Source organism: Lawsonibacter faecis (assembly GCF_014287675.1).
GTDB classification, from domain to species: domain Bacteria; phylum Bacillota; class Clostridia; order Oscillospirales; family Oscillospiraceae; genus Pseudoflavonifractor; species Pseudoflavonifractor faecis.
The window spans coordinates 149,520-169,315 of the sequence record NZ_JACOPQ010000007.1; the positions used below are offsets into that span (position 1 = coordinate 149,520).

Sequence of the window (19,796 nt, forward strand, 5' to 3'; positions counted from 1 at the left end):
ACTGTATTTCGGCTGTGCAAGAGACCGGGATATCAGTAGGGCGTGCTGCCCGCGTCGACGCTGATGGACTGGCCGCGGATGATGCCTGCGGCGTCGCTGGCCAGGAAGGCCACCACGCGGCCGACCTCCACGGGCTGGATGAGGCGGCCGAGCTGAGGAGGGCCCCAGGAGGCGCGTAGATCGTCGAGGGTGGGCCGGGCGTCGGCGGGGGACTCCTCGATGGTCTTGACCATGCAGTAGCGAAGCATCTCCGTGTCCACCGCGCCGGGGCAGACGGCGTTGACGTTGATGCCGAAGGGGGCGAGTTCCTTGGCGAGGCTCTGGGTCATGTTGACCACGGCGGCCTTGGAGGCGTTGTAGTGGGCCTGGCCGGGGAAGGTTACCTTGGCCGCGTTGGAGGCGATATTGACAATGCGCCCCGTGCGCCCCTCCCGGCGCAGGCAGCTGAAGAACTGCTGGCAGCAGAGGAACATGCCCTCCACATTGATGGAGAAGACCTGCTCCCAGTCCCGGGGGGTGATATCCCCGATGCCCTGCATCCTGGTGATTCCGGCGTTGTTGACCAGCACATCCACATGCCCGAACGCTTCGGCCGCGGTCTGCAGACCGGCGGCGATACTCTCGGGCCGGGTCACGTCCATCTCTACGGCGGCCGCGCGGAAGCCCTGGGCGCGCAGGGTGGCGGCGGCCTCCTCGGCCTGGTCTGTCCGCACGTCGGCGGCCACCACGGCCGCGCCCAGCTCGGCCACCGCCTGGCCGATGCCCCGGCCCAGGCCGCTGCCGCCGCCGGTGATCAGGACCACCTGGCCCTGTAAGCGGAATTGCTCCATAATATGTGCTCCTTTCTCAATAGGCGGGCGCCAGAACGACGCCGCCGTCGGCGATGATGGTCTGTCCGGTGACCCAGCCCGCCATGGGGGAGGCGAGGAACAGGCAGACGTTGCCCACGTCCTCCCAGTCACCAATCCGGCCCAGGGGCGCCCGGGAGACGTACCGCTCCCGCCAGCCGGGGACGGCCTGATCGAGGCCGGGGGCGTCCATCAGCCCGGGGGCCACGGCGTTGACGCGGATGCCGTATTGACCGAAATCCATGGCCAGACTGCGGGTGCCCATAATAATGCCCGCCTTGGAGGCGCCGTAGTGGGCGCCGTCGGGCAGGGGCGTGTAGCCGTTGATGGAGGCGATGCTCACGATGGACCCGCCCGACCCCTGGGCGATCATCTGCTTTGCCGCCGCCCTGGAGCAGAAGAAAAAGCCCTTTACATTGGTGTCCATCACCCTGTCCCAGACGTCCTCCTCCAGATCCAAAGTGCCCCTGTTGATATTGATGCCGGCATTATTGACCAGCACGTCCACCCGGCCGAAGGCAGCGGCGACCTCGGCAATCATGCGCGCGCAGTCCTCCGGGCTGCTCTGGTCCAGCTGGAAGACCTGTGCGGGCACGCCGTACCCCCGGATCTCGTCGCGCACCGCCTCCGCCTTCTCCCGGCTGGAGCGGCAGGTGAGGGCGACGGTGGCTCCGGCCTGGCCGAAGCGCCGGGCGATGCCGACGCCCATGCCCTGTCCGGCCCCGGTGACGACCACCACCTTGCCGCGGAAGTCCAACATCTCATTGACTGGCATTTTCATGTGCAATCCTCCTTAAATTGATGGGTCTCAGCGCTCCGGCGCAGCAATCAGCCATGCGGCCGGATGCTGGAGGCCCGGATATGCAGGGCCACGGGCAGCGTCTCCACCACGCCGGACAGGTCCTTGCCCGCCAGCTGGTCCATCATCATATAGGCCGCCCGCTTGCCCATCTCATAGGCGGGGACCCAGGCGCAGGTCAGCGGGGGATTCATCAGGGCGGAGAGCTCCACGTCGTCCACGCTGGCCAGGGCCAGATCCTCGGGGATGCGGACCCCGGAGCGGATGAGCTGGAGCATCATCGAGTGGGCGACGTTGTCGGTGAAGACCACCAGGGCCTCGGGCTTGTCCTTCAGGTTCTGGAACCAGGCGAAGGCCTGGCCGCCGCCCTTGAGCTGGGGGGATACGTGGCAGATCAGGGACTCATCCACCGGCGCTCCCGCTTCCTCCAGGGCGGAGCGGTAGCCCCGCTCACGCTGGGTATAGGTCTCCGGCGTCATGGTGGAGCCCACATAGCCGATTCGCCTGATCCCCTGCTCCAGAAAATGGCGGGTCAGAGTGCGGGTGGCGCCGTCGGCGTCGAACCAGACGGCGGGGGAGACGGACTTCTCGTCCAGGTAGACGATGGGGAGCTTCCCCTCCGCCACCGGACCCAGCTCTCCGCTCATGGAGTGGACGATCAGCCCGTCGATGCCGCCGCTCTCCAGCTGGAGGACGGTGCGGACCGACTCGGTGTCCGGGCTGTTGGTCAGGTCCAGCAGGAGCAGATGGTAGCCGTTCTCCCGCAGGGCATCCTGCACGCCGCCGATGAGCTGGGGGGTGAAGGGGTGGTAGATGTTCGGCACAGCCAGGGCCACCAGCTTGGTGTTGCGCTTCTTGAGCGCCTGGGCCATGTAGTGGGGCTGGTAGTTGAGCTCTTCCGCCGCTGCCAGAATCATCTTTCGTGTCTCGGCGCTGATGCGCTCGTAGCCGGCGCTCTGGTTGAGGGCCATGGATACCGTGGCAACAGACATGCCGACCTTCTGGGCCACGTCCTTGAGGGTGGACTTCTTTTCACCCTGACCGCGTCGATTCATTTCCGTGCGCCTCCTTCTCAGCTACGCCGCCCGGCAGGCCGGGCGCCGTTTTTTCTTCGTGTCCGCTCTGCGCACCAGCAGGGCGATGATGGTGATGACGTAGGGCATCATCATGACGATGGACGAGGGGATATTGCCGAACTGCTGCGCCCGGTAACTGAAGGTCTCAGCCGCGCCGAAGATGAGGCTGGCCAGCAGGACCATCAGCGGATCGGCCTTGCCGAAGACCACCGCCGTATAGGCGATGAAGCCCCGGCCCGCCGTCATGTTCTCCGTAAACATGGTCACATAGCCCATGGATAGGTGGGCCCCGGCCAGGGCGCAGAAGACGCCGCTGACGGTGATGGCGACTACTTGGTAGCGGGTTACCGGGATGCCCGCCGTGGCGGCGGCCTTCGGGTTTTCGCCCACCATGCGCAGATTGACGCCCACGCTGGTGCGGTAGAGGAGAAACGCGCAGGCGGCCACCAGAATCCAGGAGATGTAGACCATGGGGGTGTATCCGCTGAGTACCGGCCCAATGCCGGGGATATCCTCCAGCAGGGGGATGCGGACCTTGGGCAGACCCACCACCTGGGCGGCGTGGATGGAGCCCTGGTCTCCGAAGACGAACTTCATGGAGAAGGTGGTGATCCCCTCCGCCAGCATGTTCACCCCCAGGGCCGTGATGGTGGGGTCGGAGTGGAACCTCACAATCAGCACCGCGAAGAGAAAAGCCAGCAGGGTGGTAATCAGAATGGCCATCCCCACGCCCAGCCAGGGGTTTCCCAGCAGATAGACACCGAAAATCCCGAAGAAGGCGCCGAAGAGCATCAGGCCTTCCAGCGCGATGTTGAAGATGCCGGCCCGCTCACAGATCAGACCGCCAAGGGCGGCCAGCAGAATCGGCGTCGCGGTCCGTATTGTGCCGGTGAGGAGATCAACCATTGCGCACCCTCCTTGGTAAAACGTTTCAATCAGCGGAAGAAAGCATATTGTGAAAAAATAAACTTAATAGACAGGATGAATGTGCTAATTTATGACTAGTGAAACGTTTAACTTACTTACAAATATAATTATAAATCGCTTTTTTGCAAAGTCAATGGTTTTCGACGAAATGCGCACGAATTTGTCAGGAATAGAAAAATGTCTTAAATTTTATTGTATATATTAACGGTGGGCAGGGTGTCGACGGCCGTAAGGACCGCCCCGGCAGGGTGTGGATCGAATAAAAAATTGCCGCTATGGTTTAACCATAGCGGCAATTTTAACCGAGTACTTATGAACAAGTGATAGTACGGTTTTATCTGGCCTTGCGCTTGCCGGACAGGCAGACCGCGGCGCCCCAGGCGATGATTCCCGCGGCGAGCACCGCGTCGGCAACGTACATGAAGATACGCCAGGAGGCCGTCTTATATCCGATAACCTCCGAGTTCATGGCGTTGCTGTTCACAAAGCTGTATAATACGTTCTTTGCCGCCTGGCGCAGGACCAGGGCGTCGCCCGTCTCGGAGGTGTCGCAGTCCGTCCACATGCTGGAACTGAGGGTGGCCAGGTCCAGATCGCCGCCGGCATAGAACATCTGCCTGGGGTTCATATACTGCGGGATGGTGTTGAAATCACAGATGACCGTGCCGTTGAAGCCCCACTCTCCGCGGAGAATATCGGTCACCAGGCGGTAGTCGCCGCCGGTCCAGCGGGTGCCGATGCGGTTGAAGGAAGTCATCAGACCCCGGCTCTCGCCGGTCTTGACGGCCAGCTCGAAGGATTTGAGATAAAGCTCACGCAGGGACTGTTCCGTGAGCCATGAGCAGTCCCCGCCGATGGAGCGGTGGGTCTCCTGCTCGTTGGCGGCGAAGTGCTTGACCATGCACACCACGCCCTTCTCCTGGCAGCCGCGGATTTCCGCGCCCGCCATCATGCCGGAGATGTACGGGTCCTCGGAGAAGTACTCCGAGCAGCGCCCGCCGAAGGGGCTGCGGTGGATATTGACGCCGGGGGCGTAAATGCTGGAGTAGGGTGTGCCGGTATTCTTGTCGCCCAGGATGCCCTCCTCGCCCATGGTGCGGCCCAGCTCCTCCATCAACTCCACGTTCCAGGTGGCCGCCATGACGGGCTCGCTGACGTATTGGCAGGTGTCGGTAAGCTGCTCCCGGTTCAGGAAGGAGGTGAAGCCGGAGGGGCCGTCGCCGTGGAGGGTGGCGGGCAGGCCGATGCTCTCAATGGGCAGGGTGTGGTAGGCGCCGTAGTTAATGAGGCTGAGCAGCTCCTCCTCGGTGCAGGCATCCAGAATGGCGTCCCAGCGCTCGTCGTCGTAGGCGACGATGGGCAGATGGGAGACCTCCGGCGTCTCGGCGGGGAGGAGGTCTCTCAGCTTGAGCGTGACCTCCTCCCCAAACCAGGGGTATTCCGCCTGGGAGTAGTCGGTGGGGTTGTTGGTGGAGACGTCCTGAATCTCCTCATAGAGCCTGTCGGAGCCCACCCGCTCCGCGGCGGTGGGCTCGTCGGGCCAGGTCCCCTCCCAGTCCATGCGGGACAGCCTGGTGGAGAGCTGCGCGTCACTGTCCATAACGCCGTCGACGCCGGTGTAGCGGTTTTCCACAGTGGTGCCGGTCGCCGGGTCCGTCTCAAACCGGATATCGGCGGGGAGGCGGCAGGAGATTTCGTCCACCGCCTCGTGGGCGTTTCTGGAGACGTACAGGGTATAGTCCCCCTGCTCCAGCTCATAGCCGGAAAAGTCGTTCCCGTTGGCGTCGTCATAGTCGTAGCTGGCCACACTGTAGGGATCGAACGAAATGGACACGGTGCCGGTTTCACCGGGGCTCAGCAGCCCGGTCTTTCCGTAGCCGGCCAGCACCTTATGGGCCTTTTCGATGCCGCCCTCGTAGTAGGGCGCGCCCACGTAGAGCTGCACCACATCCTTTCCCGCCGCGCTGCCGGTGTTGGTCACATCGACCTCCACCGTGATAAGACCGTCCTTGGTAATAGTGGTGTCGGATGGCTGCCGGACGTCCCACTCGAAGGTAGTGTAGCTCAGACCGTAGCCGAAGGGGTAGACCACGTTAGAGGCGTACCAGTCCTCGCCGTCAGTGAACCCCCTGGTCTCGTAATAGCGGTATCCGACATAGATGCTCTCCTCGTAATCCACGAAGTAGTACATTCCGCCGTCGTACTTGTCGCTGCAGCCGGGGTTGCTGCCGGTACCGAAGTTGACGAAGGTCGGGTCCTTGGAGAAATCCGCGGACCAGGTGTCCACCAGCTTGCCGGAGGGATTGACGCTGCCGTTTAAAATCTCACCTAGGGCCATGATTCCGGTGCTGCCCGTAAAGCCGATCCAGAGCGCGGCGTCGATTTGAGACGCGAACTCCGCGTACGCCGGGTCCGTGAGGAAGGCGGCCTCAAAGCTGGAGGGGACGTTGAAGAGCACGATCACGTGCTCAAAGCCCGCGCCGCACACGGCCTCCAGCAAATCCCGCTCGTTGGTGTCCAGCTCCAGATAGTGGGAGTCCTCGCTGACCGCGCCCTCGGTAGAGCCTTGGTAGCGGGGCAGATCGAAGCCCTCGCCGCCAATGCGGGTGATGACCACCACGGCCGCGTCGCTGTACTCGCCGTAGCTCTGCTTGACGGCGTCGGTATACTTGCTCTGGGGGGTCTCCGCCGTGGCGATGACCTGGTTGCCGCCGCTGTCCAGGTCGCTGCTGTTGGCCGCGCGCTTGGTGCCGGACGCGCCGTCATCCTCATAGAAAGCCTTCAGGGTCGGATTGGTGGAGAAGCCCGCCGCTTCCAGACTGTCATACAGATCCTTGCTGCCCGAGGTGTCGAATCCCCCGGAGCCGCTGCCGCCGTAGGAGAGGTTGACGCTGTTTTTGCCGAATACGCTGAGCTTTGCGCCCTCCGCCAGGGGCAGGGCGGAGCCCTCGTTTTTGAGCAGGACAAAGCCCTCCTCGGCGAGCTTGATGTTGAAGTCCTGCGCGTTGCTGAGCGCCTCCTCCTTGCTGGAGGCGTTCAGCGCGGGGTACATGGAGACCATGCCGTCCGCATACACCGGCCGGACACCGCCGAACACGGTGTCGAACAGGCCGTTGAACATGGTGCCCGCCAGGAAATTCACGATGAGCGCGAGAACGATCAGAACCGCGGAGATAATCATCCATACGCGTGCCGCTCTATGGGACCATAAGGCTTTCATAGGTCATCACTCCTCAGTGCTGATAGTTGTCCAGCGCGGGGACGCCGTGATTTTCATCCCAAATCAGCACGGCGGAGGTCTCCAGCTTGATACAGTCGATAATAGGTGCGTTGGAGGTGAAGGTGGTGCCGCTGACGGCATTCGTGTTGTTCGTCTTGAGCTGAATCAGGTTCTCGCCCTTTTTCAGCGCAACGCTGTCGATTACAATGCGGTCATCGCATTGGGCAAGTCCGCTCTGGTCGGCTTCCACCGTTACGGTGGAATAGCTCTTCGAGCTGCCGTTCACGAGCACCTGAAAATCGTTTCCGTCGTAGCTCATGGTAATATACTCCCCGGTAACGCGCACAGTCAGCGTAGCGTCGGACACATCCGCGTCAGATGCGATGTAAAACTCCAGCGTATTGTCCTTCTGGCACATATACCCGACAACACGGTCGTTGCTGGCGCCGATGGAGTCGTTGAATATGATCATGCTCTCCTCCTGCGCCGTGCCGGAGTAGCTGGGGCCAATCTTCCCGGTCAGGTCGGTATCCTCCGCCTCAAACACATAGATCTCCTTGCTGGCGGTCTTTGTCCACGCCGCCTTTACCGTTGTGTCGGAAGCCAGAGGCGCCGCAAAATCATAGGCGCTGCCCGTTTCATCCACCCAACCGGCAAAGGCGTACCCGACGCGGGTGGGGTCGGCGGCGGGCCTCGCGACGGCAGTCCCCTTCTCCACGGGGTAGGAGTAGGCGCTCAGCGTCACGCCGTAATAGTCATAGTCGAAGGTTACATTCACATATTCTGCGCCGTCCCTCGTCCAGAGGGCATACAGAGTGATGTCATCCTCCACGGGCACAGAGAAGTCGTATCGGGATGTAAAGTCCGTATCGATGTACCAACCTTGAAAGGTATAGCCCTCCCGCACGGGGAAGGCGGGCTCCGTCACGGCAGAGCCCTTGGATACTTGTACAGCCTCGGCGGCGGACGCGCCATCGTAGTTGGGCGCAAAGGTCACGCCGCACATAGCTCCCGCTACTTCGATTTTAAATGTAACCTTTTTCCCGCCATAGCTCACAGTGACGTTTTTGGTGTTGGCCGTATTCATCTTTGGCTGGGACAGCTCCACCCCGGAGTCGGTCATTTCAATTTCGTCAGAGCTGCCGTCGTCATAGTTGACCTTGATGGTTCCTCCCTGAGGGGAAAAGGTGTCGCCAATGACATAGGCGGTTTTATCCGGCAGCTTGGCAACTTCAATGGACGCTACTGTTCTCTCCCCGATATCCCCGGTAGACCCTTGACTCTGCTGGGGCCCTTTGGTGGGCTGTTCCCCTTGGCCCGTCTGGTCACCCCCACAGGCGGCAAGACTCAGCAGAAGCGCGGCAGCGCACAAAAGCGGCCATACCCAGCTCCGTATATTGCGTTTCATAAAGGCTCCTCCTTCGTTCGATGTTAGCTTTGCGGCAGCCGTACCCGCCCGGAGTACTCCGGGCGGGTACGGCTGTGTGTCACGCCCCTAACGGGCCGGTTTTTCTCAGCCGATGGTGATGGTAACGGTGCGGGTAATCGGCAGACACAGCGGAGTGGCCTGCATATGCGCGTTGGGGAACATCGCCCCGCCGAAGCCCCGAACCAGCGGGACGTACACCTTCACGGCAACCTCCACCGTACCGGCCTTGGCAGCCTTGCCCGTGATGGTCAGAGAGTCGTTCACGTCGTAGAAGGTACCCGCGTGGGTCTTATATCTCGAATATCCCTTCTCCACGGAGAGACCGTAATCCGCCAGCTTGGCCTCGTCCGCTTCGGAGACCTCCACGCTGTAGCGGAAAGCCCTGTAGTACTCGCCGTTGTCAATCACGGAGTCCTCCACATACCGGGTATCGGTGGAGTGGGCGTCGCAGTAGCTCAGGTGCCCGCGGGCGCCGTCAAGACCCGTGCCGAAGAAGTCGCTCTCGTTGATCCAGTACCAGTTCAGGATGGCCCATTTGCCCTCGTACTGGGCAGAATCGGAGGTTCCGCCAAAGCCGGAGGTCACAGTGTTGTCTCCGGGCTGGACGGAGTAGGTGTCCTTGCCCCAGATAGAAGATACGCTGTAAGCGGTAGATCCGTAGGCCCAGTTGGGGGCGCTGAAGGTGAGGGCCACATCGTCGCCCACAGAGACCTTGTCGCTGCCGGTCATATGGACGGGCTCCACCGTGCGAATGACCACTTCCACGTTATTCAGGGTAATATAGCCGTCCACGCCGGTGAGGGTCACGAAGAAAGAGGTATCGCCCAGTTGGGTGGAGACGCCGGATACCACGCCGCCCTCGCTCATAGTAAAGCCCTCGGGCAGCGCAGAGCCCTCAGACAGCACGATTCCTTGGAAATCCATGCCCTCGAAGGTAATAGGCACAGACATATCGGTATTTCTGTCAAACTCCAGCACGCAGGGCTTGAGCTCCGCATAGCCGTTTTTGATGCCGCTGCCGTTGGAGTAGTTCCATAGAATCTCCTGCGCGGCCTTACGGACGGCCGCGTAGTGGGTCTGGGAGAGGAAGGTGCCCTCTCCGCCGTCGCTGACTGCCACGCACCCGGCTTCAGCATCCCAAGCGCCTATCTCCAAATCGACCACAGGGACGCTGGAGCCGGAGCCCAGCACCTGCTGGTTGCCCTGACGCACCATCAAATCCAAGGGGCAATAAGTGCCCTGCCATGCGTCGGTCTCAAAGATGGCCCGGTTATCCCACTCGTCGTGAACCAGAGCCTTTACAGCGCCGTTGAGCTGGGAGTTGATGTTGCCGATGCGGTTAAAGGAGCCCATGATGCCGGTGGAGTTGCCGGACTTCAGCGCATACTCAAAGGGCTTTGCATAGATTTCCCGGATGACCTGCTCGGTAGCCCATGTAAACACGCCGCCGTTCAGGTCGCGGTAGGACTCCTGGTCGTTGAGCATCATGTGCTTAATGTGGCAGGTGACGCCCTTGGAGGTAACGCCCTTGGCAACGGCGGCGGCAAAGACGCCGTTATGGACGCCGTCCTGGCTGTAGTACTCCACGTTACGGCCGGACAGCGGACTGCGGTGGATGTTCATGGCGTTGCCCTGCCAGTAGGAGCAGCCCTTGAACAGCGCCTCGTTGCCCATCATGCGGCCCACACGCTCGGCCAGCTCCACATTGAAGGAGGCCGCCAGAATGGGCGGGCAGGCCCATAGAGTGCCCCCCGCTAGCTGCAGCGGAGTCTCGCTGGCGCCAATCTCGTTCACGCCCACGGCCGAAATCTGCTGTACACCGCCGCCGTTGCGGACCAGACTGCACATCTCCTCCCAGGTCAGCTGATTCATAAACTGTTCCCACTTCTGGGAACCCTCGTCGGCACCCTGAGCTACCTTTCCGTCCTCAATGGAGAGGGAGAAGTCCACGCCGGTCATATCCAGAATAGAGATGGGAGCCGTATCGTCCTCAGCGCGGACCGCCGCCTGGCTCCACGTGGCGGGAATTCCGTCCTCCTCCACGTACCACGCCTCGTCACCCTGATCCATGTAGCTGTGATAGGTGTACTGGGCGTCGATCATCTCCAGATACTCATCGCTGATGGTGCGGTCCGCCACAGAGGACGGGAGGGGCTGGGTCAGGCCGTTGGCGCGGGAAATCATGTTGTTCAGAAGGGAATCGTTAACGCTGGTGTAGTTGTCGACAAAGAGAGGCATAATTTCCTTACCTGTGGTATAGTCGGTCGCGCAATTGATACCGTCCGCCACGTTGTAGGTCACGGACAGCGCCTCATCGTGGGAGTTGCGGCGGGCGGAGACCACATAATCTCCAGCCTCCAGCTCATAGCCCTTAAAGCCGTTTCCGTTGGCGTCGTTCCAGTCGAAGGAGGCCATATCCTGCGCCACAAACTGGACGGTGACCACTTCGCTTTCACCGGGCTGGAGCAGCTTTGTCTTGGCAAAGCCCATCAGATTGGCGCTGGCCTTTTCGATGCCGCCCTTGGTGTAGGGCGGGTTGGCATAGACCTGCACCACGTCCTTCCCGGCCACGGAGCCTGTATTGGTGACCTTCACCCGCATGGTAATGGTCTGGTGGGCGTCGGAGATGGTTTCGTCGGAGGAAATGCCCGCCAGCTCCCATTCAAAATCGGTATAGGACAGGCCGTAGCCAAAGGGGTAAAGCACCTGACTCTGGTACCATTCTTCACCACTCTCACCCATGTCGTCAGCCGCCGTCTCGTAATACTTGTAGCCGACATAAATGCCCTCGCGGTACTCTACTGTGGCATAGGTGGTGGCATTGCCCTCGGAGTCATAGAAGAAGGCGTCAGTGTCATTTTGGGTCTGGAAGCCGAAGTTGGTGTAGGTGGGGCCCTTTGTAAAGTCCTTCTCCCAAACCTCTACAGTGCGGCCGGAAGGGTTGACCTCGCCTGCGAGGAGCTTGCCAATGGCCTCAATGGCGTTATTGCCGGTATTGCCCACCCAAAAGATGGCGTCCACACCGTACTCACTGCTTGCCTTGGGCTCGTTGAGCTCAGGAATCTGTAAGATATTGCTGGCGTTAATCAGGACAATGATGGGCTTATCGGGGTAATACTGCTTGATGTGCTTAATAAGCGCTTTCTCGTTGTCATCCAGCATCAGCTCGTGGTCGGCGGGATTGGAGTGGTCCGGCACATTGCCGATTTCCTTGTCCTTGGACTCAGAGCCCACGCGGGAGAACACCACTACCGCCGCGTCCTGATAGCCGTTATAGGTGCTGATCGTCGCATTGGAATAGTAGCTGACAGGCAGCTCGTTAGAGGTGGTGCCAAGGGCCTGATGCTTATTATAGAGGTCGATGAGCTTAGGATTCACATGGAAGCCCGCGTTTTCCATCGACTTCTGCAGGGTGGACTCCGGAATGCCGTTTGCGCCTGTGCTGCCGCCGGCAGAGCCATTTGTAGAGGCAATCAGGCTTACGGAGTGCATACCGAACAGCGAAACATAGGCGCCCTCCTTCAGCGGAAGGACGTTGCCTTCGTTCTTCAGCATTACGAAGCCTTCGGACGCCGCCTCAATAGCCAAATCCTTGGCGGCCTGCTGCTCTTCCTCAAGGGTCTGATAGTCGGTGTAATACTTTCCGCCTGATTCCGCAAAGCCATAGGAGTTGCCTGTGGGCTGCATAAGCTGTTCCTCAATCAGCTCCACGCCGGTGGCTGGGTCCTTGACTGCGGCGGAGCTGGTCGGCTCGGGACTGGCGCCGGGGCTGGACGTCTCCGCGGCCGGGTCTTCCTGGCAGCCCGCAAGCAGACTGGTCAGAAGAAGGCAGAGAACCAGTAACAGTGCGATTGGACGCCTTGCTTTCTTCTCATTTCTCGACATAAACCATTTCCCCTTTTCACTTTTTATAATTCCGCCGGTCACCGGCGGGAATTGATAAAACCCGGGTACAGCCGCCTGCTGGGCAGAGCGGCGGGCTGGCGCGCCTGCGCCGCTTATGTAAAAGGATTCTCCGTGGGGTAGGGAAGGCCTTTGGGCCGGTTGTAGGCGACGTCCTCAATGCCCAGGAACCGGAATACCTCGAAGAGGGCCGCCCCGCAGTGGGAAAAGGCCACGGCGCCGTGGTGGGGGTAGCGCTTCTCCAGAAGTACATGCCGGTAGAAGCGGCCCATCTCCGGTACGGCAAACACGCCGACGCCGCCGAAGGAGCGGGTGGCCACATTCAGCACCTCGCCCTGGGCGATATAGGCCCGGAGCCGGCCCTCGCTGTCGCACTGCAGGCGGTAGAGGGTTATGTCGCAGGGGGCGAGGTCTCCCTCCAGGGTGCCCCGGCTGATGTCCGGCTCGCTGCCCTCGCGCTCCAGGACCCGGTGCTGAATGAGCTGGTATTTGACGGCCCGGTCGGCGCACATCTTGCAGCTGGGGGTGTTGCCGCAGTGAAAGCCCATAAAGGTGTCGGTCAGCGCATAGCTGTATTTGCCCCGGATATCCGCGTCATAAATGGAGCGGGGCACGGAGTTGTTGATGTCCAGCAGGGTCACCGCGTCCTGGGAGACGCAGGCGCCGATGTACTCGCTGAGCGCGCCGTACACATCCACCTCGCAGGCCACGGGGATGCCCCGGCCCGCCAGGCGGGAGTTCACGTAGCAGGGCTCAAAGCCGAACTGGCTGGGGAAGGCGGGCCAGCATTTATTGGCGAAGGCCACAAACTCACGGCTGCCCCGGTGCGCCTCGGCCCAGTCCAGCAGGGTCAGCTCGTACTGGGCCATCCGGGCGGACAGGTCGGGGTAGTACCGGCCCTCGCCCATCTCAGCGGCCATGTCGGCGCAGACGCCGGGGATGCGGGGATCGCCGGCATGGGCCCTGTAGCTCACCAGCAGATCCAGCTCGGAGTTCTCCTCAATCTCCACCCCCAGCTCATAGAGCCCCCTGATGGGGGCGTTGCAGGCGAAAAAGTCCTGGGGCCGGGGGCCGAAGGTGATGATTTTCAGGCTCCTGATGCCGATGACGGCGCGGGCCACGGGGAGAAAGCGGGCGATCATCTCCGCGATGTCCTCCGCCGTCCCCACCGGATAGGCGGGGATGTAGCCCTCCAGGCGGCGCAGCCCCAGGTTGTAGGAGCAGTTGAGCATGCCGCAGTAGGCGTCGCCCCGGCCGTCGATCAGGTCCCCGTCCCCCTCGGCGGCGGCGGCGAACATACAGGGGCCGCCAAAGTGCTTGGCAATGAGGGTCTCCGGCGTCTCCGGGCCGAAATTGCCCAGGAATACCACCAGGGCGTTGCACCCGGCTGCGGTCACGTCCGCCACGGCCCGGAGCATATCCTTTTCGTTCTCCACGGTGACGGGACACTGGTACAGCCCGCCGCCGCAGGCGTCCGCCACGGCACGGCGGCGCTTTTCGCTCAACGAGACGGGAAAGCAGTCCCGGCTGACGGCGATGATGCCCAGCTTTACCTGAGGAATATTGGTCAGCATATTGTGTTCCTCCTCAATCCTGACACGGTAATATTGTCTCCGCACAGGCCCACATAGGCGCCCTGCCCTGCCTCGGGACTGTCGGGGTGGGCCAGAAGCCACTTGTTTTGGGCCCAGAGCCGCCTGTCCTCGGCGGTTTTCGCGGCGAAGTCGCGTTTCTGGGTGTTCGTCCCCTTGGGGAGCGCGATTGCCACGCGGAAGCCGGCGTCCGGGCGTCCGTCGCAGGGGGCGTAGTGCAGGGTGGTGGCGTAGAGCTCCACCGCGGCGCCCGCGGGGACGAGAAACGCCTCCACCCCGGCGGTGCTCAGCACCCCGTTTTCAAGGGCCTGCAGGGGCGCCAGCAGAAGCACCACGTCATCAGCCGGTATATTTACCTCGCTGCTGCGGTGGTACTCCAGGCAGTTCAATTTGGCGTTGAATCCGTTGCAATAGCCCATTTGGAGAGGCATTCCGCCGTAAAAACCGTCTTGCAGGGCAGAAAAGACGCCGGTCCGCTCCAAGAGCGGGTCGGACGGTACATAGACCGTGCCGTTCATGGGTTTTTCCGTGGCTTTGAGAGCCTCCAGCAGGCTTTGAAGGTCATAGCCCTCCAAAATCTGTCCGTAGCGGGCAAAGGCAGGGGAAAACACCGACTGAATGGTCAAACTCATCATCTCACCTCACAGGCCCGCCAGGGTGCGGAAGGACCCCCGCAGGGCCGGATAGAGTTCACAGAACAGGCGGTAATAGGGTTCGTAGGCGGCGGAGCGGGTCTTGTCCGGGGCCTGCACGCCGCCGCTGCGGACCGCCGCGGCGCAGCCCTGGGCCACGCTGCCGTAGACTCCCGCGCCCACGCCGGCCAGGATGGCCGCCCCCAGGGCGGGACCCTCGGCCGAGGCGGCGGTCTTTACGCCGCAGCCGTACACGTCGGCGAGCATCTGCCGCCAGAGGGGACTGCGCGCCCCCCCGCCGCAGGCGGCCATATCGCGCACGTCCACCCCCATCTCGCGAAACACGTCCAAGCACTGGCGCTGGGCGTAGACCACCCCCTCCAGCACGGCGCGGATGAGGTCCGGCTTGGTGTGGATGGCGGAGAGGCCGATGAAGGCCCCCCGTGCGTCGGAGTCCAGGAGGGGGGAGCGCTCACCCATGAGGTAGGGCAGATAGACGAGGCGGTTTGCCCCGATGGGGCTGCGCTCCGCCTGGGCGGTCATCAGCTCATAGGGATCGAGCCCCAGATTGGCGGCGGCCTCCGTCTCGGCGGCGCAGAAATTGTTGCGGAACCACTGGAGGGAGAGACCGGCGGCCAGGGTGCAGCTCATCACCGTCCAGGCCCCCGGCACGGCGGAGCAGAAGGTGTGGACCCGGCCCCGGGGGTCGATGGCGACCTGGTCGGCGTGGGCGAAGATGACTCCGGAGGTGCCTAAGGTGGTGAAGGCTTTTCCCGTGTCCACCACGCCGGTGCCCACGGCGGCGGCGGCGTTGTCCCCCGCGCCGCCCACCACGACGGTGCCGGGGGACAGACCGGTGGCCTCGGCTGCGGCATGGGTCACCGCGCCGGTGACCTCGCAGGACTCGTACAACCGGCCCAGGAGGGCGGGGTCGATGTCCAGGGCGGAGAGAATCTCGCCGCTCCAGCGGCGGCCCCGCACGTCCAGCAGGTTCATGCCCGAGGCGTCGGACACCTCGGTGGCGAACTCGCCGGTGAGCTTGTAGCGGATGTAGTCCTTGGGGAGGAGAATGTGGCGGCACCTCTCATAGCGCTCGCTCTCGTGCTCCCGGACCCAGAGAATTTTTCCGGCGGTAAAGCCGGGGAGGGAGGGATTGGCGGTAATGGAGAGAAGGCGCTCCCGGCCCACGGCATCGGTAATCTCGTCGCACTGGGCCTGGGTGCGGCCGTCGCACCAGAGAATGGCGTCCCGGAGGACGTGGCCCTGGGCGTCCAGCAGGACCAGGCCGTGCATCTGGCCGGAGAGGCCCACTCCCCGGATGGAGGAGGGGTCCGCGCCGCTCTCGGCCAGGACCGCCCCGACGGTCTCCTGCACCGCACGCCACCAGTCGTGGGGGTCCTGCTCCGCCCAGCCGTTGCGAGGCTGGCGGAGGGGATACGCGGCGGTATGGCTGGCGATTGGGACGCCGACCGTGTCAAAGAGCACCGTCTTGGCGCCGGAGGTACCCAGGTCGATACCCAGAAGATATTCCATGGCGATTCATCCTTTCGTGGACGGGATTGGGGCGGGGGCGCTGGTCTTTTTCATTACCAGGAATTTCATGGTGGGGTAGAGGGTCAGCACCTGGATAAGGATGTTGACGCAGTTGGCGAGATAGGGCGCCAGGCCGCCCACGATGCGGCTCAGGGGAGCCACGATGAGGGTGGGCACATACAGGCAGATGAAATAGACCGCGATGACCGCCGCGATGTAGACCGCGATGGCGGGGCCCAGCTTGTTGTCGGCGTGGAAGACCGCCTTGCGCTGGACGATAAAATTCACCGTCTGGGCGCAGGCGTAGCTGAGCAGGAAGGAGAGGAAGCCGCAAAGCCCGCCGTTTTCCAGGGAGTAGTCGAAGGGGCCGAGGACAAAGGCGGTTTCGGAGAAGGCGCGGAAGAGCAGGGAGTTTCCCAGCAGGAGCACCAGAAAGTTGGTGATGGTGGCGATGTTGGCCAGGAGATTGAACAGGATGAACTCATAGAGGTCCGGATGGCGGCCGCGCCAGCGGTGAATGGCCTGTATCATATCCCGTCACCTCTCAGATCGAAGGAGTGGAAGTCCAGACTGCCCCTGCCGGTGAAGCGGAAGTACAGCGCCCGGTCGCCGTCAGGCAGGATACAGGGGGAGACAAGCTCCCTCCACTGGCTGGAATTGAGACTGACCGGGATGTGGGCGGCGACAGACCGGAAGTCCGGCGTATCGGAGACCAGCAGCTCCCCGTCGGCCCTGCCCCGGAGGGTCACGGCCACGGACCTGAGGCCGCGGACGGTGAAGTACTTGAAACCGGCGACAGCGCCGCTTCTCAGATTGGCGATGTACTGGGTGTCCCGCTCCTCACCATCCCGCCCGTCCTGGGTGAAATAGGGGTGGGCGGCGAGGCGCGCCCGGGGAAAGCGGATATCGTAACGGGCCGTGCCCGCTCCGCTCCAGAGGTTGCAGGCGATGCGGGCGGGATACCGCCCCTCCCCGCGCAGGGGGCCGCCGTTAAGCCCGCAGCTGGTCACCTCCGCCTGGCGGAAGCCGCCGCCGGGGGCGCGCTCCAGCCGCTCGGCGCAGGCCTGTCGGGAGTAGGAGTGGCGGTTGGTCTGACGGTGGTAGAAGACGTACCACTGTCCGCCGATGCACTCGATGCCGCCGTGGGTGTTGCCCAGATAGTTGACGGCTCTCTTTTCATCCGTATTGCCGTCCAGGAAGAGGTCGCCCACGTCCACCAGCGTGCCGCCGAAGGCGAAGGGACCCCGGGGGCTGTCGGACATGGCGCAGCAGAGCTCGTGATTGTGCTGGGAGGAGTAGACGAAGCAGTATTTGCCGTCCACCTTCCGGATGGAGCTGGCCTCGAAAAAGGCGTGGTCTGCAAACGCGCCAGGGCGTCCCCTGGTGGGGAACAGGAGGTCAGGGCCGGCTTTAACGGTCACCATGTCCCGCTCCAGCTCCAGCACAACGCCGCCCTCGTTGGTGAGGCTGTGGAAGCCGGAGGCAACGGCGGGCACCTTGGTGGCGAAGCCGGAGTAAAGGTACACCCGGCCGTCGTCGTCGGTGAGCACGCCGGGGTCGAAGGGGAAGGGCTCGCCGGACCTGGTCCCCCAGACGTGGCCGTCGGGGAATTTGACGTGGCCGTGGAACCGGTATTGGCCTGCGGGTGTGTCGCACACCGCCACGGACATCACCCCCAGGAAGTCGAAGGCGTAGTAGAGGTAGTACTGCCCGTCGGGCCCCCGGGTCACGTCGGGGGCGTACATACAGCGGCGGCCGCTTTTGTTCATGGGGTCCTGGCTCTTGCGGTAGATGACCCCCTCACACCGCCAGTCCGAGAGATCGGACACCGGAGCCGACCAGCAGACGTAGTCGTTCATGCAGAAGAGCGGGCCGCCGAAGCGGTCGTGGGAGCCGTAGACATAGACGCGGTCTCCAAATACGTGGGGCTCAGCGTCGGGGATGTACTCCCAGCTCGGGAGGTAGGGGTTCAAGGCCTGCGCCATCATGTTCCCTCCAGATTACAAAACCTTTTTTGTCTACTTCTTTTGCTAAAATCATTTTTATAAGTTCTGATGCTATTTTAGTGTTGTATGCTAGTAATGTCAACTATATTTTTAAAAGTATTTTATTGTTTGTCGGTTGCTCCAAAAGCAGCCGTACCAATTTGGCGCAACAAACAAAAGCAGCCCCCGAATTGGGGGCTGCCGAGACGATTCAGCCGGTCCTTCCTGCGCTAAATCTGCTTGATAAAACGGTCGACGAAGTAGAGCGCCGCGCCGATGCCGTTGGAGCGGTCATGATAGCGGCAGATGGAGAGGTACGGCGCCTCCTGATAGTTGGGGTCCAGGCGCCGAAGCCGGTCGTCGATGGCGGCGAAGTGGCCGGTGAGAAATTGGGAGAGCTTTCCGCCCAGAACAATTCCGCAGTCCAGGTTCGTATGGATATTACCCACGCCGATGGCCAGGTCGTCCAGGTAAGCGTCCCACAGCCGGGCAAAATCCGCATTGCCCTGGGCGAGACCCGCGAAAAACTGCTCCAGTGAGATACCCAGGTCGTCGGACAGCCTGGCGGTGGAACAATAGGCCTCCAGACAGCCCCGGCGGCCACAGCTGCACTGTGCGCCGCCCGGGTGGATGCACATATGCCCGAACTCCCCGGACCGGGCGTTGACGCCCAGATAGGCGACGCCGTTAATCAGGATGGCGCCGCCCACGCCGCGGCTCAGGGAGAGGTAGGCCATATGATCCACGCCGGTGCGGTCCCACCACTCCGCGAAGCCGCCCGCGTTGGCGTCGTTGACCAGGTGGACGGGGTAGGGGATGTGGCGGACCAGGCCTTTGGCGTCCAGCGTATTGACGCCCAGGGTGGGGGCGGTGGTAATGACCTCCTGGCCGCCGTCCACAATGCCGGGGATGGTGACCCCAACGCCCAGGAAGTTTTCCCGGTTCAGGCCCACGTCGTCGATAAACGACTCAATGGTCCCGGCAAGCCCAAGGGCGTATGCGTCGTCCGCCTGGAAGGGGCGGCGGACGACTTTAAAGCCCAGCTCCCGGACCTGGAGGTCCAGCGCCACCAGGCGGATGTGGCCGGTGGAGATTTCCACGCCAACGGCGGTGCGGGCCTCTGGAACCACGGAGATGATACGGGGCTTCCGCCCGCCGGTGGAGTCGGCGATCTCCGAGTTGTCGATGAGGCCCATGGCCAGCAGCTCGCTCAGGTTCTGCGTCAGGGTGGGCAGGCTCATGGAGAGGGTCTGCGCCAGGTCCTGCTTGGTCACGGGGACAGTGGCGGAATAGAGGTAGCGGTATACCCGGTTGCGGTTGATGAGCCGCAGATCCGCAGTGGAATGTGGGGTGGCTTTCGTCACTGTAATCATCTCATTTATAAAAGTATTTTTTAAATATATCATACCATAGTTTTATAAAAAGGCAAGCCCTGTTTTTCAGTTCCGGCGGTTTTTGAGAATCGGCGCGCGGGCATCCAAAAGGGACGCCTGCAACGGCTGCAGGCGTCCCTTCCCAAGACTTATTCAATTTCTGCCGCCTCATGGCATGAGCGGCGCCGCAAAGCGGCTGAATCCATGCTCTATTTCCGCGTCTCCCGCGTCCTCACAGCCTTACCCAGCGAGTCCCGCGGCAGCTGTTAGAGCTGGACCACGTCGAAGGGCTTGGGGAGAAAACCGCTCATCCCGCACGCGGCGGCCCGGTGGCGGTCCTCCTGGAAGGTGCTGGCCGTCATCGCCAGGATAGGAACGGCGACCGCGTCGGGCCGGTTCAGCGCGCGGATTTCCCGCGTAGCCGTCAGCCCGTCCTTCCTCGGCATATTGATATCCATCAAAATGGCGGCATAAGAGCC

Annotated in this window: 14 protein-coding genes; all 14 read right to left on the reverse strand. The window is 62.4% G+C overall.

All coding sequences use genetic code 11. The annotated features are described in order from the left end of the window. Window positions 1–32 precede the first annotated feature (32 nt). The 14 genes from H8S62_RS10515 to H8S62_RS10580 all read right to left on the reverse strand — a co-directional run bounded on the left by H8S62_RS10515 (window position 33) and on the right by H8S62_RS10580 (window position 19,781). On the reverse strand, window positions 33–830 hold the full coding sequence (locus tag H8S62_RS10515; RefSeq protein ID WP_186919249.1) for an SDR family NAD(P)-dependent oxidoreductase: 798 nt from the start codon (window positions 828–830) through the stop codon (window positions 33–35). A gap of 16 nt (window positions 831–846) precedes the next feature. Then, entirely contained in the window at window positions 847–1,629 is a 783-nt protein-coding gene (locus H8S62_RS10520) for an SDR family NAD(P)-dependent oxidoreductase (protein WP_186919250.1), read from the reverse strand. Between the two features lie 47 nt (window positions 1,630–1,676). Then, window positions 1,677–2,702, reverse strand: a complete 1,026-nt coding sequence (locus tag H8S62_RS10525; RefSeq protein WP_186919252.1) for a LacI family DNA-binding transcriptional regulator — start codon at window positions 2,700–2,702, stop codon at window positions 1,677–1,679. Between the two features lie 21 nt (window positions 2,703–2,723). After that, a complete protein-coding gene (locus H8S62_RS10530; protein ID WP_155148960.1) occupies window positions 2,724–3,629 on the reverse strand; it encodes an ABC transporter permease in 906 nt (301 codons plus the stop codon). Window positions 3,630–3,984: 355 nt separating this feature from the next. Continuing rightward, a complete protein-coding gene (locus H8S62_RS10535; RefSeq protein ID WP_186919253.1) occupies window positions 3,985–6,870 on the reverse strand; it encodes a glycoside hydrolase family 3 N-terminal domain-containing protein in 2,886 nt (961 codons plus the stop codon). A gap of 13 nt (window positions 6,871–6,883) precedes the next feature. Continuing rightward, window positions 6,884–8,278 (reverse strand): InlB B-repeat-containing protein, encoded by a 1,395-nt coding sequence (locus tag H8S62_RS10540; RefSeq protein ID WP_155148956.1) that lies wholly within the window; start codon window positions 8,276–8,278, stop codon window positions 6,884–6,886. A gap of 105 nt (window positions 8,279–8,383) precedes the next feature. Next, window positions 8,384–12,184, reverse strand: coding sequence for a glycoside hydrolase family 3 C-terminal domain-containing protein (locus tag H8S62_RS10545; protein WP_186919255.1), 3,801 nt, complete (start codon window positions 12,182–12,184; stop codon window positions 8,384–8,386). 113 nt (window positions 12,185–12,297) lie between these two features. Beyond that, on the reverse strand, window positions 12,298–13,776 hold the full coding sequence (locus H8S62_RS10550; RefSeq protein WP_186919257.1) for a fucose isomerase: 1,479 nt from the start codon (window positions 13,774–13,776) through the stop codon (window positions 12,298–12,300). Beyond that, the gene (locus tag H8S62_RS10555; RefSeq protein WP_206672207.1) at window positions 13,770–14,426 is read right to left on the reverse strand and encodes a DUF4867 family protein; all 657 of its coding nucleotides are present in this window, start codon (window positions 14,424–14,426) and stop codon (window positions 13,770–13,772) included. Before H8S62_RS10555 ends, H8S62_RS10550 begins: the two co-directional genes overlap by 7 nt. A 9-nt stretch (window positions 14,427–14,435) precedes the next feature. Beyond that, window positions 14,436–15,959: a xylulokinase gene (gene xylB / locus H8S62_RS10560; RefSeq protein WP_155148950.1), complete on the reverse strand. Its 1,524-nt coding sequence runs from the start codon at window positions 15,957–15,959 to the stop codon at window positions 14,436–14,438. 6 nt (window positions 15,960–15,965) lie between these two features. Beyond that, window positions 15,966–16,490: a hypothetical protein gene (locus tag H8S62_RS10565; RefSeq protein WP_186919259.1), complete on the reverse strand. Its 525-nt coding sequence runs from the start codon at window positions 16,488–16,490 to the stop codon at window positions 15,966–15,968. After that, window positions 16,487–17,947, reverse strand: coding sequence for a family 43 glycosylhydrolase (locus H8S62_RS10570; RefSeq protein ID WP_207723502.1), 1,461 nt, complete (start codon window positions 17,945–17,947; stop codon window positions 16,487–16,489). Before H8S62_RS10570 ends, H8S62_RS10565 begins: the two co-directional genes overlap by 4 nt. A gap of 227 nt (window positions 17,948–18,174) precedes the next feature. Further along, window positions 18,175–19,308, reverse strand: coding sequence for an ROK family protein (locus tag H8S62_RS10575; RefSeq protein ID WP_186919263.1), 1,134 nt, complete (start codon window positions 19,306–19,308; stop codon window positions 18,175–18,177). Window positions 19,309–19,583: 275 nt separating this feature from the next. Further along, window positions 19,584–19,781, reverse strand: coding sequence for a response regulator (locus tag H8S62_RS10580; protein ID WP_341481048.1), 198 nt, complete (start codon window positions 19,779–19,781; stop codon window positions 19,584–19,586). Between the last annotated feature and the right edge of the window lie 15 nt (window positions 19,782–19,796).

What these genes read in the sequence shown, in the direction of transcription:
- H8S62_RS10515 (WP_186919249.1), bottom strand. Translation starts at nt 830, where the DNA reads ATGGAGCAATTCCGCTTACAGGGCCAGGTGGTCCTGATCACCGGCGGC.
- H8S62_RS10520 (WP_186919250.1), bottom strand. Translation starts at nt 1,629, where the DNA reads ATGAAAATGCCAGTCAATGAGATGTTGGACTTCCGCGGCAAGGTGGTG.
- H8S62_RS10525 (WP_186919252.1), bottom strand. Translation starts at nt 2,702, where the DNA reads ATGAATCGACGCGGTCAGGGTGAAAAGAAGTCCACCCTCAAGGACGTG.
- H8S62_RS10530 (WP_155148960.1), bottom strand. Translation starts at nt 3,629, where the DNA reads ATGGTTGATCTCCTCACCGGCACAATACGGACCGCGACGCCGATTCTG.
- H8S62_RS10535 (WP_186919253.1), bottom strand. Translation starts at nt 6,870, where the DNA reads ATGAAAGCCTTATGGTCCCATAGAGCGGCACGCGTATGGATGATTATC.
- H8S62_RS10540 (WP_155148956.1), bottom strand. Translation starts at nt 8,278, where the DNA reads ATGAAACGCAATATACGGAGCTGGGTATGGCCGCTTTTGTGCGCTGCC.
- H8S62_RS10545 (WP_186919255.1), bottom strand. Translation starts at nt 12,184, where the DNA reads ATGTCGAGAAATGAGAAGAAAGCAAGGCGTCCAATCGCACTGTTACTG.
- H8S62_RS10550 (WP_186919257.1), bottom strand. Translation starts at nt 13,776, where the DNA reads ATGCTGACCAATATTCCTCAGGTAAAGCTGGGCATCATCGCCGTCAGC.
- H8S62_RS10555 (WP_206672207.1), bottom strand. Translation starts at nt 14,426, where the DNA reads ATGAGTTTGACCATTCAGTCGGTGTTTTCCCCTGCCTTTGCCCGCTAC.
- xylB (WP_155148950.1), bottom strand. Translation starts at nt 15,959, where the DNA reads ATGGAATATCTTCTGGGTATCGACCTGGGTACCTCCGGCGCCAAGACG.
- H8S62_RS10565 (WP_186919259.1), bottom strand. Translation starts at nt 16,490, where the DNA reads ATGATACAGGCCATTCACCGCTGGCGCGGCCGCCATCCGGACCTCTAT.
- H8S62_RS10570 (WP_207723502.1), bottom strand. Translation starts at nt 17,947, where the DNA reads ATGATGGCGCAGGCCTTGAACCCCTACCTCCCGAGCTGGGAGTACATC.